The organism is Pandoraea thiooxydans, assembly GCF_001931675.1.
Classification (GTDB): domain Bacteria; phylum Pseudomonadota; class Gammaproteobacteria; order Burkholderiales; family Burkholderiaceae; genus Pandoraea; species Pandoraea thiooxydans.
Genome location: NZ_CP014839.1, coordinates 3,473,572 through 3,491,290, shown reverse-complemented (window position 1 = coordinate 3,491,290; position 17,719 = coordinate 3,473,572). Strand labels below are relative to the sequence as shown.

The following is a 17,719-nucleotide window of genomic DNA, read 5'->3' as shown; positions in this document are numbered from 1 at the left end:
CCGGTATGGCGCGGCGTTGCCTCCAGTGTAGTGCAAGCCGCCGCCGCGGCAGCGCTGCCGCCGTTGTTGTTCATATCGCACAGCACTTTTAAGCGTTTGCTGCAAAGTTCGCCGGCGAGGCGTAGAATGATTGACTTATCAATTGTTGATTGATCTATAGAATGGCCCCCACCCCCCCTCTTACCCCGCATTCGAGCGGCCAGGTACTGCCGTTTCGCCAGTCCGTCATGGCCATGCTGGGCGTGTGTTTCGTCACCATGATGGTGGCGCTCGACCAGACCGTGGTCGGCACGGCTTTGCCGACGGTCGTTGCCGAGCTCAAGGGTTTCGACCTGTATGCGTGGGTCGCGACCTCGTACCTGCTGACTTCCGTGATTACCGTGCCGGTGTTCGGCCGGCTGGGCGACTATTACGGGCGCAAGCCTTTCGTGGTCGCCGCCATTCTGGTGTTTACGCTGGCTTCGGTGCTGTGCGGCATGGCCAACAGCATGCTGTTTCTGGTGCTCGCGCGCGCGCTGCAGGGCATCGGCGGCGGCATGCTGGTCGGCACGGCGTTCGCCTGCATCCCCGACTTGTTTCCCGATGCTCACGTGCGCCTGCAGTGGCAGGTCATGCTGAGTTCGGCGTTCGGCATCGCCAACGCGGTGGGACCGTCGCTGGGCGGGTTCCTTACCGAGTACTACGGCTGGCGTTCGGTGTTTTACGTCAACTTGCCTGTGGGCATCCTGGGCCTGTGGTTCGTCGTGCGGCACCTGCCTCACCTGCGCCAGACTGCGCATGAAGGCATCCGGCTCGATTGGCCCGGCGTGATACTCATTACCGTCGCGTTGGGCGGGCTGCAATTGCTGGTCGAATTCCTGCCCAAGGACGGCCTGAGTGTCACAGTCGCCCTGTTGGCGGTGGCCAGCATCGTTGCATTCGTTGCGCTGTATCACTGGGAGCAGCGCTGCGCGCAGCCGCTGTTGCCGTTCGAGATGTTTCGCAACCCCAGTCTATCGGCGTTGTTCACGCTGTCGCTGTTTTCCGGCTTTACGCTGTTCGCGATCCTGTTTTACGCGCCGCTGCTGATGCAGGGCGGCTTCGGCTTGTCGCCCAAGGACGCCGGGCTGCTGATTACGCCGATGGTGGTATGCATCACCGTGGGCAGTATCATCAACGGCCGTATCGTCACGCGCCTTCCCAACCCGAATGCGATGCTCTACATCGGCAACGCACTGCTCACGCTGTCGTGCGTGGGCATTGTGCTCACGCATCGCTGGACGTCGCACGGCCTGGTCGCCGCCTATATGCTGGTCGGCGGCCTGGGCCTGGGTTTCGTGATGCCGAATCTGACCGTCTTCGCGCAGGAGGTGTCCGGGCGCGCCAATCTCGGGATCGCCACCGCGCTGCTGCAGTCGCTGCGCATGATCGGCGGCATGCTCGGCACGGCGCTGGTGGGCACGCTGGTGACGCATAGCTACCTCAGCGGCGTGCGCGCGTCGCTCGCGGCCAGCGGCGCCATGCAGTGGCTGCCCAAGCTCGACGACCCGCAGATCCTGGTCAACCCGCAGGCCCAGAAAAGTTTCATCGAGCTGCTGCAGCACGCCGGCAAGAATGGCGAGCCGCTGATCGAGGCAGCCCGGCTGTCGCTGGTCGCCGCGGTTCACTCCGGCCTGATGCTGGGGCTGGTCGTGACGATCATTTCACTCTGGTGGGTGCGCAGGGTGCCGGCCATTCGTTTGTCGCGCGGCGCGAAAGTGTCGCCGCAGATGGGGGAGTGAGGATGCCCACCGAACACGAGAAGCTCAACGCCGTGCAGCAACTGGGGCGTACCTATCGCGCGATGATGGCGGCCTTCGACGCGCAGGTCGGTCACGCGTTGCCACGCTGGCGCATTCTGCTGACGTTGTACGAACAAGGCCAATGCTCGCAGAAGCTGCTCGTCGAGCAAGTCCGTATCGACCCGGCGTCGCTGACGCGCCAGCTCAAGGCGATGGAAGCACAGGGCTGGGTCAGCCGCGCCACCGATGCGCAGGACAATCGACTGACCAATGTCACGCTGACCCCGCAAGGCCGCGCCGTGGTCGACGAGGCGCTGCCGCGCCGCACGGCGTTTTACCGGGATTCGCTGGCCGTGCTGTCGAGCGAACAGTTGCAGCTGCTCAACGAGGCGCTCGGCGCGCTCGAGCAACGCTTTCGAGAGGTTGCGCAGGCCCACCGCGAGTGAGCGCTGCGACCGGCTTAGCGCCACGCGTAGCGCAGACCGACCCAAATGCCGCGCGGCGCGCCCGGACTGACGAATTGTTCGTTCGTGACGTCGTTGCCGCTGAAGGTATGGCCGGGGCCGCTGAAGAAGTTTTGTCCCAGGCTGCCGAAATTCGCATAGCGCTTGTCGAATAAGTTGTTGACGCGTGCGAACAGCGTCAGGCTGCGGGTTGCGCGAAAAGTCGTGTCCAGATCGACGACCGCGTAACCCGCAATCTTGCCGTTGATGTCCCGGTTGTTTTCGTCGCCGCGCGCGAAGATCGCGCTGCGATAGCTCAGGTTGGCGCCGGCGTGCCAGCTTGGCGTTACGGCGTAATCAAGCCGCAGCTTGAATATGCTGTCCGGGATGCCGGGCATTCGGTCGCCAGGTCGAACAACGATATTGCCGTTTGCGTCGGCGCTCGAATTGCTCGGGCTGCGCTCGGTAAATGCGGTCCGATAGGTCGCGGCGATATAGCTATAGCTCGCTGTCACACCCACCGATCCGGAGCGCGTGCTCAACTGCGCCTCCACGCCCTGTCGACGGGTTTGCCCGACATTCTGGAAATAGCCCGATGAGGCGGCGGCGCTGCTGCTGACGAATGCGATATCGTCGAGCAGCGCGGTGCGGTAGACCGAGACGTGCCAGGATGACGCCGCGCCGAGCTTGCCGCGCAAGCCCAGTTCCACGGTTTTGGCAATGACCGGCCGCAGGGCCGGATCCGCGATGAAATCGTTCGGCAACGAGCAGGGCGCGGCCGGGTCGGCGCACGCGAGTTCGATGGCGGTAGGTGAGCGCATGCCCTCGTTATAGGCCGCGTACGCCGACAAGCGGGGTGTCGGATTGAAAGTCACGCCTAACGCGGGGTTCAGGCGGGAGAACGAATGGTTGCCGTCGAGCAGCGGCTGCCGGCCGGTCTGATCGGCGATATCGATTTGCGCATGGTCGTAGCGGGCCGACGCGGTCAGCGTCACCCTGTCGCTCAGCGACAGCGTATCGGTCATGAATAGGCCAATGTCGCCGTTATGTGTTTTTGCGTCGGTGCGCAACGCATAGTCGCCAATCCCGACGGTGTTGCGGTCCGGCGTGAATTGCGCATCCTGGCTCGATTGCGAGAAGCGGCTGTTGGCGAAGTCGCCGCTGGTGCCCGCCACGAACTGATTCGGCATGCCGGCCAGTTGGCCGAGTAAAGTCAATTGCAGGCCGAAGCCATAGCTTTGCTGGTCGATGGCCGAAATCGCATTGTTGGCTTCGACGGTATCGGGCCGACCGCTGAGAGGGCCGATGGCGCCATAGTCGCCGTTGACGTTGCTGCTGAGGTTTTGATTGCGATATGAGCGGTAATAGGCATTGGCGTTCAGCTGAACCTGGTCGTTGAAAAAATGCGTGCCGCTCAGATTGAACAACGTCGCGCGATTCAGATTCAGGTCGGGGTAGGTGTAGGCTTGCCGAAAATTGTCGAGAAAGGAGCGCGGGATGGTTTGCGCGCCCTGCAAATCGTTATCTGCCGCGCTCAGGCTCAGGGCGATCGAGCTGTTTTCATCGGCGTAGCCAAGCTTGCCGAATAACTGCCTGATGCGGCTGGCGTTGTGATCGGACCAGCCGCCATCGCGCTCGTCGTTGAGGGTGAGAAAGTAATCGAGCTTGCCGTGCCGTCCGCCTTGCTCGAATTCGACGCCTCGGCGTCCGAACGACCCGCCGGTGACCTCGGCCGCGCCGCCTGGACTGTCGCGTCCGCTTCGGGTGGCAATGGCCAACGCCCCGCCTAGCGTATTGAGCCCGAACAGCGGGTTCGAGCCGGGAATAAGCTGCACGCTTTTGATGGCCGATTGCGGCAACAGATCCCAATTGACCACGTCGCCGAACGGCTCGTTGATGCGCACGCCATCCTGGAATACCGACAAGCCCTGCGGCGTGCCGAGCAGCGGCGATGCGGTGAAACCCCGGTAATCGACGTCCGGTTGATAGGGATTCCCCTGGCTCGAATGGATCTCGACGCTGGTCAGATTGTCACTGAAATAATCGGTGAGACTGGCGTGGTGCTGAGTCCTCAACTTCGCGCCGCTCATGACTTGGACGTTCGCCGGTATCCGATCCAGCGGGACCCCCAGGCCGGCCAGCGGCGTCGTGTCGATCACCACGGTGGTAGCCAGCGACGGCACATCGGTCAGCGCGGCGCTGTGTGCGCGAGCGGCTGGCACCGGCAGCGCACTGAGCAGACTGCCCAGCGCCAGGGCCATAGGTGTCCAGTTCGGTGGAGTGATGCAGCGCCTCATCCTGTCTTCCTCTCGTGTCGTGGTCCAGGTTCAGATCACCCGAGGGAGAGCAAAAACGATGCCACGTCGAGGCGCGGCGGCAACATGGGTGTGTTGAAATGACACGCAACGTGTGACGAAACGCAACGAAGCGGCACAGGCCGCGAGAAAACAGACCGTGCGTTGTCATGCAGGCCAAAGCGGGGCGAGCGTATAAAAATGAGAGACAGGGCACTTGCGGCGCGACCTCTCGCGCCATCGCCGATCCGCGTGCCGAAGCCTTGTGACGGCGCTTCAGTGCGTGCTCTGGCCTCGGCCCCTGCCCGCTCGCGACACTTTGCCATGCGCTGTTGACCAATCGCGGCGTGTACCGGCGGCATGGATATTGCTGACACCCTCTGGCCGAAATTTCGGCATATCAATTATTTGACGGAGGGGACAATAATGAAACGGATTGTTAAGGCAGCCATCCTGGTTTGCGCGGCCCAGGCGGTGCAAAACGCGCAAGCGGTCGATATTCAGGCCGGCGACTGGACGGTTTCCATCGGCGGCAATATCAATGCCTACTACACGTCGGTCGGATGCTCGGGCGACAACGTCGCCGGCACCGCGCTCGCGGGCCGGGCGCTGGGGTGCAACGGGCGCGGCAGCGCCACGGTCATCGGCAACGGCCTGCTGCCGAACTCGCTCATCACGACGGTCAAGTCGCATCAGGGCGACTACGACGTGCAAGGCACCATCGGCATCTCGGCGGCGGTAGCAACCGGCAGCGCCATCGCAGCCAACAGCGCGGTCGACGTGCGCCAGGGCTTTTTGACGATCGGCAATGCGGATATCGGCACCTTCAAGCTCGGGCGCGACTACGGCATCTTCGGCTCGAACGCCATTCTCGGGGATATGACGCTGCTGGGGGCGGGCGCACCGGTGCAGGCCACGCAAAACGGCCGCGTCGCGCTTGGCCATATCGGCTCCGGATATACCTATTTGGGGACCTATGGCCAGTTCGCCTACACGTCGCCGACGGTCCATGGCTTGCAGGGGCAGTTCGCGCTCGTCAGCCCGGTCGACAGCGGTACCGGCTCGAAGGCGGGAAGCATGCCGCAATTTCAGGCCCAACTGTCGTATTCGCGGGCCAACTGGAAAACCTGGCTGGGAGCCAAAGCGCAGAAATTCTATGCCGACGCCACCTCCAGCGATTTTACTGAAGCCGCTTTCGAAACCGGGGCCTCGGCCACGCTCGGACGCTTCGGCCTGCTCGGCAACGTGCAAACGGGGCGTGGGCTCGGCATCTTGTCCGACGGCGATCAGGGCGACGTGCGCGGGTTCAACTATCTCGTGCAAGCATCCTATCAGCCCACCGACAAGCTCAAGCTCGGCGTGAACTATGGCGTGAGCCGGAGCCTGGCCAGCGCTGCCGATGCGATTCGCTACAACAGCAATCTCACGCTCGGCGCCTATTACGCGATCACAAAAAGCATCACCCTCGTGGGCGAAGTCGGCCAGACCCGATCCGAGGACACGAGCGGCAAGACAGCGCGCCTGAACGGCGTTTCGGTCGGCGGCATCATGTTCTTCTAAGCGTCGCTCGAGCTGGCCATTTGATCCGTTTTGCAACAGATGAACCCAGGGACTTGTTCCACAAAAGAACACGGCACCGACCGCCGCGTGCGCGAATGCAAGCTCATCCGGCGAATTGCGCGGTGGCATGGGATTTGCCTTCATAGGATGCGGCACCGCAGCCTGTGTACTGCATTCAAATCAGAATCAGGAGACTTCAATGAATCGATTTATTTCAATCATTAACCCAAAGTGGGCGTTGGCCGGCGTGTTGCTGGCCAGCGGCCTGGCGATCGGAGCGGCGTCGGCCCAGACGGCCGACTATCCCGCCGTGACCTATGACCGGCTGACGTCGGCCCAGGCCGATCCGGGGTGGCTGACTTACTACCGCTCGTACACGGGCCAGAGCAATTCGCCGCTCAAGCAAATCAATACGGCCACGGCCAAGGATCTTCAGCAAGTCTGGAGTTATAAATTTCCTGCCGAGTTGCAACAAGGCTTCGAGGCAACGCCGATCGTCAACGGCAACTACATGTTCGTGACCACGCCGAAAGATCACGTCTATGCGTTCGACGCCAAAACGGGCAAGGAGCTGTGGACCTACGATCCCAAGCTGACCAGCCTGTCATTCAAGACCGCCTGCTGCGACGTGGTGAACCGCGGTGTCGCGCTGTACGGCAAGAACGTCTATGTGGCGATGCTCAGCGGACAGGTGGTGGCGCTCGATGCGCAGAGCGGGAAAGTCGTGTGGGAAAAGCAATTGTTCGAACCGGGAATCGGCTATGCGTTTACGCTCGCGCCGCTGGCCCTGAAAGACTCGATCATCGTGGGCAGCTCCGGCGGCGAGTACGGCGCACGCGGATTTATCGCGGCCCTGAATCCAGCCAACGGCGAGATCCAATGGAAGCGCTGGACCGTGCCGGCGCCGAATGAGAAGGGCGGCAACACCTGGCCGAACGGCATGTACCAGCACGCGGGTTCGCCGGCGTGGCTGACCGGCACCTACGACGTCAAAACCAATACGTTGTTCTGGGGCGTCGGCAATCCCGGTCCGTGGCTGGCCGATATGCGGCCCGGCAAGAACCTGTATTCGGATTCGCTGCTGGCGCTCGATCCGGCGAATGGCGATCTCAAGTGGCACTTTCAATATACGTCGCACGACACCTGGGATTATGACGGCGTCAACACGCCGGTGCTGGCGAACATCACGTATAAGGGCAAGCATTACGAGGCCATCATTCATGCCGACCGCAACGGCTATATCCATGCCATCGACCGGACCAACGGCAAGCTGATTTACGCGAAGCCGTTCGTCAAGGCGACCTCCGTGACCGGATATACCGCCGCCGGCGTGCCGATCCAGAATCAGAAGCATTATCCGAAAGTCGGCACGACCATCGAGACGTGCCCCAGCTTCCTGGGCGGCAAGAACTGGTGGTCGGTGTCTTACGATCCCACCACGCACCTGGCATTCGTGCCGTCGCTGCATGCGTGCATGACGATGTCGGGCAAGGCAGTGACATACATGCAGGGGTTGCCATACCTGGGTGAAGGGTTCGAAATTCGGCCGGAGCCGGGCAGCAAGGGGTATGGCGAACTGCAGGCCATCGACGTCAATACCGGCAAGAAAGTGTGGAGCCATTGGAGCAAGCTGCCGTGGAACGGCGGGGTGGCCAGCACGGCCGGCGGCCTGGTGTTCAGCGGCTCGCTCAACGGCCATCTCTATGCCTTTGATCAGAAGAACGGCAAGGTGCTGTGGGAGAGCCCGCAACTGGCCAGTGGCGTGATCGCGCAACCGTCGGTGTTCGAAGTCGATGGCACCGAGTATGTGGCGGTATTGGCGGGCTATGGCGGCGCCAACCCGATCTGGGGCGGACCGATGGCCAAGATCGCCGAGCATGTTCCGCGCGGCGGCACCCTGTATGTGTTCGCTTTGAAGAAAGGCTGATGCTTTGATCGCCGGGGCCGCTGTGTCGTTCGGCATGCGGCGGCCCGCGGCGTGCGCATCGCCATGTCGTTGATAACTGAAGGTGTCGTCATGAAGAAAACTCCATTGAAACGGATGACTTGCGCGCTCGCATTGGGACTGGCTACCTGCGGCATGAGCCTGGCGCGGGCCGCCGACGTCAGGGTTTGCATGTTTCCCGGCAGTCCGTCCGTGGCGCTGGATACGCAGGTGGTGTCCGCGGTGCTCCAACATATCGGCATGCGGGCTGTCGCCATGCCCCATGCCATACGCGAAGGCGATGACGACGGTATCTCGCTCGGTGCGCTGGGCGGGATCCTCAAAAACAAATGCGATATCGTTGCCGGCTTCCCGCGCTCGAACGTTGCCGATGCCGTGCACGATGGTGTGTTGTTGTCGCGCCCCTATTTGCGTACTGGCTACGCAGCGTTCCGGCGAGAGAATGCCGGGGCCAAGCGCGATAAGGTGGGCCGGCTTGCGGTGACCTACGGCAGCCCGGCACAACTCATTGCGGTACGCGAAAAAGGCGCTTTGCTGGACTTCGAAGTCACCACGGAAGATACCGTGGCGGCCGTCGCATCGGGCAAGGCACAACGCGGCATCGCGTGGTATCCGGCGATCGTGGCTTATCAGCACGAACATCCGCAGGTGCGGTTCAAGGTGCGTGCGGTGGCTTCCGATTATGGCCACTGGGATTTGGTGATGATGTTCGGCCAGCGCAATGCGGCGCTGCGCAAGCGCTTCGATGCGGGACTCGAGCAAATGGCGGCCACTGGCGCGCTCGCCAGGTTGACCGAAACATGGCGCATCGCCGCCGGCAACGCCAAAACATCGACCGCGTCGGACGCTCGCGATGCCGGCCCTGATCGCGTGATTGCCTCGCATGCTTTTGCCGCGCTCGACCGCTCTGCGCATTTCGTTGGCAATCGAAAACCGTCGCTGCTGCGCGTGGCCGCGGCCGCGGGGCAGGCGGATATCATGGGGCCGTCGTTTACCCAGGCGCAGGCATTGCACGGGCATGACGTCTATGCTGCGAACTGCGCCAAATGCCACGGTGCTCAATTACAGGGCAATGTCGGGCCAGCGCTTCAGGGACCGGCGTTCGCGCCTGCCACGGGCTCCAGTCTGACGCTTAGCGGGATCTTCAATTACATGCAGTCGAACATGCCGGCCGATCAGCCGGGAAAGTTGAAGGCGCAGGATTACGCCGACGTGATGGCGTTTTTGCTGATGCGCAATGGCTATCAGTCCGGCACTTCGAAACTGACCGCGGCCAAGGCGCTGAAGAGCCAGGCGTTGCTTGAGTCCCATGCGGCGATGTAAGCGCTTCGCCAGGACCGTTGTGGCGTGACGCGAGCCAACCGCGCGCCGCTGCCCGAGGCAATGCGGCAGCCGCGCGCGGGATCGGTTCGACAAAGCGGGAAACCGCGCGCAGCGGATCGGTGCGTTAGTCCGGGGCGAGCGAAGGGTGTAGCCGCGCGGCATTGGCGTCGCTGCGAAAGATCAGCGGCGCTTCGCGGGATTCGCGGCGCTGTCCCGCGGCGAACTGAACCGCATGCTCGACGACGCCGTGCTCCGGTGATTTGGCGCAAACCGGATCTGCGGCGCGCGCGTCACCCGTCAACTGGTAGGCCTGGCAGCGGCACCCGCCGAAATCCTGCTTGCGTTCGTCGCAACTGCCGCAAGGCTCCTTCATCCAGGCGTCGCCGCGAAAGGCGTTGAAGGCATCGCTGTGATACCAGATATCCGATAGCGGTGTCGCGGCGACATTCGGGAACGACAGACCGGGAATCACGCGCGCCGCGTGGCAGGGCAACGCGCTGCCGTCGGGTGCTACAGCCAGGAAGACACTGCCCCATCCGCTCATGCAGGCCTTGGGGCGGCTCTCGAAATAATCGGGCACGACGAAAAGAATGCGGCATCGCTGGCCGATGCGGGCGCGGTAGGCATTGACGACGGCTTCCGCCTCGCGCAACTGAGCCGCGTCGGGCATCAATTGCGCGCGGTTGACCAGGCCCCAGCCGTAGTACTGGGTGTTGGCCAGCTCCAGATAATCGGCTTGCATCTCCAGGGCCATTTCGATGATTTTATCGACGTGCGGCAGATTGTGCCGATGCAGCACGCAATTGAGCACCATCGGGTAACCATGGCGCTTGATCAGACGAGCGACCCGGCTCTTCAACTCGAAGGTCTTGGTACTGCTCAGAAAATCGTTGAGTTCGCGCGTCGCGTCCTGGAATGAGAGCTGGATGTGATCGAGTCCGGCGTGCTTGAGCGCGCCAAGACGTTGCTCGGTGAGCCCGACTCCGGAGGTGATCAGATTGGTATAAAAGCCGAGCCGATGCGCAGCGTCGACCAGCACTTCGAGATCGTCCCGCAGCAATGGCTCGCCGCCGGAAAAGCCGAGTTGCGCCGCACCGAGTGCGCGCGCCTGGCGCAGCACGTCGATCCATTGATCGGTGGTCAGCTCATCGCGATAGCGAATGTGGTCGGTTGGGTTGTAGCAAAAGGGGCAGTGCAGCGGGCATCGATAGGTCAACTCCGCCAGCAGCCAGAGCGGCGGCCCCGGCCGGACCATCGCTGGCTCGCAAGGATCGGCAGTGGTGATTGTCATGACGGCACCTCCAAGTGGGCGCGAGCGGCGCCGCCGGCGCGCTAAAAGGCGTGCTTTGCGCCGGCCAGGTCCGCTCGCTATGTGTTTGGCGCCCGGCTAACCGAGCCAGCCGCGCGTGGTTGCGTGCTCGATGAATGTTTTTACGTCGGCGGCAATGGGCTGATCGACAAAGAGCGCCTCCAGTTCACCGATGATCTGGGCCGGCGAGCGCAAACCGTCACAGCGCTTGAGGATCTGGGCCGCGCCGTCGTTCAGGCGGACCATGCCCTCGGGGTAGAGCAGCACATAGGCTTGCTGGACCTCTTCCCATTGCAGGCGAAACCCCTGCTGCAGACACGGAGCATTCGCGCTCATACCGCGCCTCTTTCCGGATAGGCCAGTTCGATCGCGTCGAGCATGCTCCAAAGTATATCGAGCTTGAACTGCAGGATATCCAGAGCGCGTTGCTGCTGCTCGAAGGTACGGAAATGATCGAGCGTGACCTGCAAACCATGTTCGACATCGCGCTGCGCCAGCGACACGCGGGAGCGGAAGTAATTCAGTCCCTCGGCGGCAATCCACGGATAGAAGGTTGGCCAGCCTGCCAATCGGTCGAGATGAATCTGCGGCGCGAACATTTCCGTGAGCGACGAGCACACGCCCTCCTGCCATGGCGCCTGGCGCGCGAAATTCACATACGCGTCCACCGCGAAGCGAACGCTGGGCAATACCAGTTCCTGCGACCAGAGCGTATCTCGGTCCAGCCCGACGGCCTCGCCCAGACAGGCCCATGCCTCGATGCCCCCGGCGTTGTCCTGCCAGCCATCGTGATCCAGCAGCCGCACGATCCATTGGCGGCGGACTTCGCGATCGGGGCAATTGGCCAGAATCGCGGCGTCCTTGCGCGGAATGCTGATCTGATAGTAGAAGCGGTTGGCCACCCAGCCGCGGACCTGCTCGCGCGTGCAGCGACCGCCATTGAGCCGCACGTTGAACGGGTGGTGAATATGATAGCGGCCGCCCTTGGCGCGCAAGCGCGCCTCGAAGTCGACCCGGCTCCAAGGCCGAAACTCACTGGCTTCCTCGAAAATGTCCATGGCGAGCGTCAAAAGTTGAATGTCATGCCGTCGTGCGCGACCTCGATGCCGTGGTGCGCCAATTCGGCGCGCTCCGGGCTGTCGTCGCGCAGGATCGGATTGGTGTTGTTGATATGGATCAGAACCTTGCGGCACGTATCCGAGGCCAGCGCGTCCAGGTGCGAGATCATGCCGTGCGGGCCGCTTTGCGCCAAATGGCCCATCTCGGCGGCGCTCTTCGGCGACAGGCCAAGACGCTGCATTTCGTCGTCGCGCCAGAATGTGCCGTCGACCAGCAGCAGATCCGCGCCTTGCATCGCTTCGCGCGTTCGCGCGTCGATCCGGCCCAGACCGGGTGCGTAGAACGCCTGCCGGCCCGTACTTTCATTGCGTATGAGCAGCCCGATGTTGTCGCCCGGCTCGGGCGCATGCCGGTGGGGCGAGTAGGGCGGCGCAGCGCTCTCGAGCGGGATCGCCGTGAAACTCGTGGCGTCCAGGCCTGCCACGTGAAATGGCGCGCCTTCGAGCGGTATCGAGTGATGATCGACACCGCAGTAATGATCGAGCATCGGACCGATCGGGAAGCGGGTGCTCAGGTCCTGCCAGACCGGCTCGGTGGCGTATAGCGGCAGCGGTGCGGTGCGCTCCCGCAGCAGCAGCAGCCCCGCGGTGTGGTCGATCTGAGCGTCGATCAGCATGACCGCAGCGATACCGCTGTCGCGCGGCGCCCTGGCCGGGCACAATTCTGGCGTGGTGCGAACCTGCTGCAGGATATCGGGCGACGCATTGATGAGTACCCAGTCCGAGCCGTTTTCGCTCACGCAAATCGACGACTGCGTGCGGGCTGTCACGGCGGGGTCCGCGCGCCGCACCGCCCGGCAATTGCCGCAATTGCAATTCCATTGAGGAAAGCCGCCGCCGGCTGAAGAACCCAATACCTTGAGTTGCATGATGATGACGGGCCGCTGACCGGTGAAGTGCCGCGCGGCCCGGTTCCGTTTAACGATTGGCGATATACATCGTGATTTCAAATCCAAAGCGCAAATCGGTATACGCTGGCGTGGTCCACTGCATGATGTTCCTCCTGTGAATCGGGTTGGCATGGAAAGTGTTTGTATTGCCGGACTGCCAATCAACCGCCATTAGCAAGTCATGCCTAAACCAGCAAAATCCATGCCGGAAACGCCTGCCTCGTCTCGTCTGGTGATGCGCACCCTCGATGGGCATCGGCTATCGGTGCGCACGATGGGCAACCCGCAAGGCGTTCCGGTGGTCGTTTTGCACGGCGGCCCCGGCAGCGGTTGTTCGCCTGCCATGGCGGACTGGGTCGATCTGCGGCAGGTGCGCCTGGTGCTGCCCGATCAGCGCGGCGCCGGCCTGTCGCGACCACGGGGATGCACGCGCCGAAATGGCGTGCCGCATCTGATTGCCGACCTCGAGCGCATTCGTCGCGCATTGAATATCGCCTCGTGGGTGGTGGTGGGCGGCTCGTGGGGCGCGACGCTGGCCTTGGCGTATGCGGCGCGGTGTCCTGGCGCGGTGCGTGCGCTGGTGCTGCGCGGCACATTTACGGCGAGCCAGGCGGAGCTGCGATATTTTTTCGCGCCGCGTCGCCGCTTGAAGTCCAGGCACAGCGTGGCCAGGCGCAGCGCCGTGCGAGCACCGGTGACACGGGTGTTGCACAATTGGGCACATGCGTTCCAATTTGACACACCGACTGTCGCGCATCGGCTGGCCGCAGCTTGGCAGGCGCGAGAACGCGCGTTGCTGGAGATGCCATCCCCGATGACCGGGCCTCGACGGCTGCGGCCTGCGGCATGCCGCAAATATCGGATACAGGCGCATCTGCTGGCGCGCCTCGGCGGTCTTGGGCCGCGTGGGATATTGGCGTTGGCCGCAGCGCTCAGGCGTTGGGAAGGGATCGCCATGGCGATTCACGGGATGCGCGATCGGGTCTGCCCGCCTGCCGGATTGCGCCGGCTGCAGGCATGCTGGCCTGTGCTGCAAGTCACCTGGGTCGAGGCGGGTCACACGGTGGCCGGCCCTGCCATGCGCGATGCCTTGCGGCACGCCATCGAAGCGGCCGTGAGCGCCTCGCGCCGAGCTCAGGCGTCGGTCTTGCCCTGCAGTTGAAGCGCCTGCATTTTGCGATAGATGGTATTGCGGGAGACGCCCAGCATACGAGCGACTGCGGAAACGTTGCCTTGATGCTGGCGCAAGGCAGCCGCGATGGCCGATACTTCCAGTTCGTCGAGGCGGGTGTTGCCGGACGGCAGTTGCATGACTGGCGCGGCGGGGATGTCCGACAGATCTTCCAGGAAGTCATCCGGCAAATGCTCGCGGCGAATATGGCCGTCGTCGTCGACGATGGCTGCGGCGGTGCGCAGCACATTGCTCAACTGACGGAAATTCCCCGGCCAATGGTAGCGGCGAAACAAGCCCATTACCTCAGGGTCGATATGCAGGCGACGCTCGACATTGAGATCGTCGTGCAGGATCTTGGCGATGACGATTTCCAGATCGCCGCGCTCGCGCAGCGGCGGTAGTCTGGCAACCATGCCGTTGAGCCGATAGTACAGGTCTTCCCGGAACGAGCCGGTCCGAATCATCTCGCGTAAATTACGGTTCGTCGCACAGATGATGGCGACATTGACGGCGATCGATTTGGTGCTGCCCAAGGGCGTCACGACGCGCTCTTGCAAGACGCGCAGCAAGCGCGCCTGCAATGAAATCGGCATGTCGCCGATCTCGTCGAGAAACAGCGTGCCCCCGTTGGCCTGCAGCACCCGCCCCGTGCCGCCTTTTCTGCGAGCGCCGGAAAAAGCGCCCTCTTCATAGCCGAACAGTTCCGATTCGATCAGTGTTTCCGGAATCGATGCGCAATTGACGGCGATGAACGGCCCGCTGCGCCGCGGCGAGTCGTTGTGAATCGCGCGCGCCAGCAACTCTTTGCCGGTGCCCGTTTCGCCGGTGATCATGATCGAAATGTCTTTGCCGATTACCTTGCGTAGCTTGTCGATCAAGGCGGTGATCTGTGGATCGCCGGTGTCCAGATAGCGCAGGCTGGACAGGCGCATTCGCATTTTTGCGGCGTTCGTTCCGTCATCCGACGCGGTCTGCAAAGGCGCGGGTTCGGGCGCAGCGATGCTCGTCGGCAAGGTCAATCCGGTGTATTGAAATTCGGCCTTGCCGAAGACCCGAACGCCGTTATTCAGGCAGAGCTTCAAGAGCCCGGGCTGCGCCGTGCGGTAATGATCGAATACTGCCGATGGCGTGATGCCGAATAACGACGAGAACGTGTGGGCACCTAGCGCGGCAAGACTCAAGCCGAGCTGGAATTGCGCGCTGCGATTGGCGGACAGGAAGCGGCCGTCGCGCGAGAAGGCGGCGATGCCTTCCATCAGTGTGCCGAGAAACTCATGGCGGCCGTGAAACCGAACCAGAAATGCTTCCGGAAAAGCGTTGGCGAACAACTGATTCTCTATCATTTGCGCCGACATGCGCACCAGCGCCATGGTATGGCGATGATAGCTTCGATGATCTCCAGTGACGTCGAGCACGCCCGCCAACTTTCCGCTTGGACCGATGATCGGTACGCTCGAGCAGGTCAGGAAGTGATTGGCGCGCAGGAAGTGCTGATCGCCGTGTACGGTGGTCGGCGCCATTTCGGCGATTGCGGTGCCGATCGCATTGGTGCCCTGGAACTCCTCGCTCCACAGCGCGCCCGGCTTCAATGCCACTTTTTCCGCGCGGCTCAGAAAATCGTCGTCGCCCAGCGACATCAGAATGAGGCCCTGAGGATCGGTGAGCACGACCATGCTCTGCGTATTGGCGATCTGTTCGTGCAGCGATTCCATGACCGGCGCGGCGTGGGCGTGCAGCACGCGGTTGCGCGCCAGTTGCAGACGCAATTCGTGCTGGCCGAGCAAATCGTAGTCCGGCTTCATGGTCTCTGACAGACCGAATGAGACGGAGCGCTCGTGCGACTGGTCGATCATGAGCTCCTCCCGCGGAGATGACAACGCGTCATCTCTAGCAAGATTTGCTCCATCCTGGGAGGGCGGTGTGTCCATTCGAAGCATGCCGGTTTCTTCAGAAGCTGGATTGCGACGCTTCCCTCGGGGCGGGAAGGTCGGCGGCGGCGGGTCGGGATTCGACTCTAACATTGCTTAAATTTCAAGCATAGACTTTTGTCGTCCCGAATCCGTCAGGGTTAACACGGTTTCGTCGACAACCGATTCAGGCCTGTTCATGCCGGCGCCATCGTGTCCTGTTGCAAAACGACACATCTGTTCCATCTCGCGACAGCTGGCGTGTTGGTCATATCCGCGAGGTACGCCCGCACACCGGCACGCGGCCTCCCATCGGCCGGCGATTCGGCCGTGGCATGCAATTTGCGTGAGTTGACTTGCGATACAGACGACGGATCAGGATATTGCCGAGCGCGCCGTCCCCTGATTCCCATCGCTATACGAAGCAAGCAACCTTCCCATAGGAGACACCATGAACCACTCGGAAATGAAATTCCTGGATATCGAATTCCCTTACAAGAAGGAATACGGCAACTTTATCGGCGGCGCTTGGGTCGAGCCTACGACCGGCGAGTACTTTGAAAACGTCTCGCCGCTGACCGGCAAAGCTTTTTGCAGCGTGCCGCGTTCGACAGAGGCCGATATCAATCTCGCACTGGACGCCGCGCATCTGGCCAAACGCGCCTGGTCGCGTACCAGCCCCGCCGAGCGTGCCATTCTGTTGAACTGGATCGCCGACCGGATGGAGCAGAACTTGACTCGGCTGGCCGTGGCCGAGACGATCGACAATGGCAAGCCGCTGCGGGAGACCCTGGCGGCCGACATCCCGCTCGCGATCGACCATTTCCGCTACTTCGCCGGCTGCATTCGCGCCCAGGAGGGTTCGGTCTGCGAAATCGACGACAGCACGGTGGCCTATCATTTCCACGAGCCGCTCGGCGTGGTCGGGCAAATCATTCCGTGGAATTTCCCGATTCTGATGGCGACCTGGAAGCTGGCGCCGGCATTGGCAGCAGGCAATTGCGTGGTGCTCAAGCCGGCCGAGCAAACGCCGGCTTCGATTCTGGTGATGGTGGAGTTGATTCAGGATCTTTTGCCGCCGGGCGTGCTCAATGTGGTCAACGGCTTTGGCCTGGAGGCCGGCAAACCGCTGGCCACCAGCAAGCGCATCGCCAAGATCGCATTCACTGGCGAAACCACGACGGGCCGGCTGATCATGCAATACGCCAGCCAGAACATCATTCCGGTTACGTTGGAGCTGGGCGGCAAGAGTCCGAACATTTTCTTTGCCGACGTGCTCGAGCGCGACGACGATTATTTCGACAAGGCGCTCGAAGGTTTCGCGATGTTCGCCCTGAACCAGGGGGAGGTATGCACGTGTCCGTCGCGCGTGCTGATTCAAGAATCGATCTATGACCGTTTCATGGAGCGAGCGCTCAAACGGGTGGCCGCGATCAAGCAGGGGCATCCGCTCGATCGCACCACCATGATCGGTGCACAGGCGTCCGAGGAGCAGCTCGAAAAAATTCTGTCGTATATCGATCTGGGCAAGCAGGAAGGCGCTCAATGCCTGATCGGCGGCGAGCGAAATCAGCTCGAGGGGGAATTGAAAGACGGCTACTACATCAAGCCGACGGTGTTCCTTGGGAACAATAAGATGCGCATTTTCCAGGAAGAAATTTTCGGCCCGGTGGTGTCGGTGACAACTTTCAAAACGGAAGAGGAAGCGCTCGAGATCGCCAACGACACGTTGTACGGCCTCGGAGCCGGCGTGTGGACGCGCGATGGCACGCGCGCCTATCGCATGGGCCGGGAGATTCAGGCCGGGCGAGTGTGGACCAATTGCTATCACGCCTACCCCGCCCACGCGGCATTCGGCGGCTACAAGCAGTCGGGCATCGGCCGCGAGAATCACAAGATGATGCTCGACCACTATCAGCAAACCAAGAATCTGCTGGTGAGCTACAGCCCGAAGGCGCTGGGGTTCTTCTGACCGGACGCGTGCCGCGCGAGCGGC

The 17,719-nt window shown here is 62.4% G+C and carries 14 protein-coding genes; 7 read left to right on the top strand and 7 right to left on the bottom strand.

Annotated elements, in window-relative coordinates; all coding sequences use genetic code 11:
- Positions 1-161: 161 nt before the first annotated feature.
- Together PATSB16_RS15960 and PATSB16_RS15955 are read left to right on the top strand one after the other, a co-directional pair.
- Positions 162-1,760, top strand: coding sequence for an MDR family MFS transporter (locus PATSB16_RS15960; RefSeq protein WP_047215058.1), 1,599 nt, complete (start codon positions 162-164; stop codon positions 1,758-1,760).
- Between the two features lie 2 nt (positions 1,761-1,762).
- Positions 1,763-2,206 carry a MarR family winged helix-turn-helix transcriptional regulator gene (locus PATSB16_RS15955; RefSeq protein WP_047215057.1) on the top strand — a complete coding sequence of 148 codons (444 nt, stop codon included), beginning with the start codon at positions 1,763-1,765 and terminating at the stop codon, positions 2,204-2,206.
- 14 nt (positions 2,207-2,220) lie between these two features.
- On the opposite strand, the gene PATSB16_RS15950 is transcribed toward PATSB16_RS15955, so the two are convergent.
- The gene (locus PATSB16_RS15950; RefSeq protein ID WP_047215056.1) at positions 2,221-4,500 is read right to left on the bottom strand and encodes a TonB-dependent receptor; all 2,280 of its coding nucleotides are present in this window, start codon (positions 4,498-4,500) and stop codon (positions 2,221-2,223) included.
- A 423-nt stretch (positions 4,501-4,923) separates the two neighbouring features.
- Here PATSB16_RS15950 and PATSB16_RS15945 point away from each other — a divergent pair, with 423 nt between their 5' ends.
- The 3 genes from PATSB16_RS15945 to PATSB16_RS15935 all read left to right on the top strand — a co-directional run bounded on the left by PATSB16_RS15945 (position 4,924) and on the right by PATSB16_RS15935 (position 9,325).
- On the top strand, positions 4,924-6,057 hold the full coding sequence (locus PATSB16_RS15945; protein ID WP_047215055.1) for a porin: 1,134 nt from the start codon (positions 4,924-4,926) through the stop codon (positions 6,055-6,057).
- A gap of 199 nt (positions 6,058-6,256) precedes the next feature.
- Positions 6,257-7,984, top strand: a complete 1,728-nt coding sequence (locus PATSB16_RS15940; RefSeq protein WP_047215054.1) for a methanol/ethanol family PQQ-dependent dehydrogenase — start codon at positions 6,257-6,259, stop codon at positions 7,982-7,984.
- A gap of 90 nt (positions 7,985-8,074) precedes the next feature.
- Positions 8,075-9,325, top strand: coding sequence for a c-type cytochrome (locus tag PATSB16_RS15935; protein WP_169834626.1), 1,251 nt, complete (start codon positions 8,075-8,077; stop codon positions 9,323-9,325).
- A 124-nt stretch (positions 9,326-9,449) separates the two neighbouring features.
- Here PATSB16_RS15935 and pqqE read toward each other — a convergent pair whose 3' ends face one another.
- The 5 genes from pqqE to pqqA all read right to left on the bottom strand — a co-directional run bounded on the left by pqqE (position 9,450) and on the right by pqqA (position 12,745).
- Positions 9,450-10,616 (bottom strand): pyrroloquinoline quinone biosynthesis protein PqqE, encoded by a 1,167-nt coding sequence (gene pqqE / locus PATSB16_RS15930; RefSeq protein ID WP_047215052.1) that lies wholly within the window; start codon positions 10,614-10,616, stop codon positions 9,450-9,452.
- Between the two features lie 96 nt (positions 10,617-10,712).
- Positions 10,713-10,970, bottom strand: a complete 258-nt coding sequence (gene pqqD / locus PATSB16_RS15925; RefSeq protein ID WP_047215051.1) for a pyrroloquinoline quinone biosynthesis peptide chaperone PqqD — start codon at positions 10,968-10,970, stop codon at positions 10,713-10,715.
- Complete coding sequence (gene pqqC, locus PATSB16_RS15920; RefSeq protein ID WP_047216662.1) at positions 10,967-11,692, bottom strand: pyrroloquinoline-quinone synthase PqqC; 726 nt, start codon at positions 11,690-11,692, stop codon at positions 10,967-10,969. The genes pqqD and pqqC overlap by 4 nt, the downstream gene beginning before the upstream one ends.
- 8 nt (positions 11,693-11,700) lie before the next feature.
- A complete protein-coding gene (gene pqqB, locus PATSB16_RS15915; RefSeq protein WP_047215050.1) occupies positions 11,701-12,621 on the bottom strand; it encodes a pyrroloquinoline quinone biosynthesis protein PqqB in 921 nt (306 codons plus the stop codon).
- A gap of 49 nt (positions 12,622-12,670) precedes the next feature.
- A complete protein-coding gene (pqqA, locus tag PATSB16_RS15910) occupies positions 12,671-12,745 on the bottom strand; it encodes a pyrroloquinoline quinone precursor peptide PqqA (protein WP_006410019.1) in 75 nt (24 codons plus the stop codon).
- A 99-nt stretch (positions 12,746-12,844) separates the two neighbouring features.
- Here pqqA and PATSB16_RS15905 point away from each other — a divergent pair, with 99 nt between their 5' ends.
- A complete protein-coding gene (locus PATSB16_RS15905) occupies positions 12,845-13,804 on the top strand; it encodes an alpha/beta fold hydrolase (protein WP_047215049.1) in 960 nt (319 codons plus the stop codon).
- Here PATSB16_RS15905 and PATSB16_RS15900 read toward each other — a convergent pair.
- Positions 13,777-15,669 (bottom strand): sigma-54-dependent Fis family transcriptional regulator, encoded by a 1,893-nt coding sequence (locus tag PATSB16_RS15900; RefSeq protein ID WP_052892718.1) that lies wholly within the window; start codon positions 15,667-15,669, stop codon positions 13,777-13,779. The two genes, PATSB16_RS15905 and PATSB16_RS15900, sit on opposite strands and share 28 nt — an antisense overlap.
- A 505-nt stretch (positions 15,670-16,174) precedes the next feature.
- Between PATSB16_RS15900 and adh the strand changes: the two genes are divergently transcribed.
- The gene (gene adh / locus PATSB16_RS15895; protein ID WP_047215047.1) at positions 16,175-17,695 is read left to right on the top strand and encodes an aldehyde dehydrogenase; all 1,521 of its coding nucleotides are present in this window, start codon (positions 16,175-16,177) and stop codon (positions 17,693-17,695) included.
- Positions 17,696-17,719: the final 24 nt, after the last annotated feature.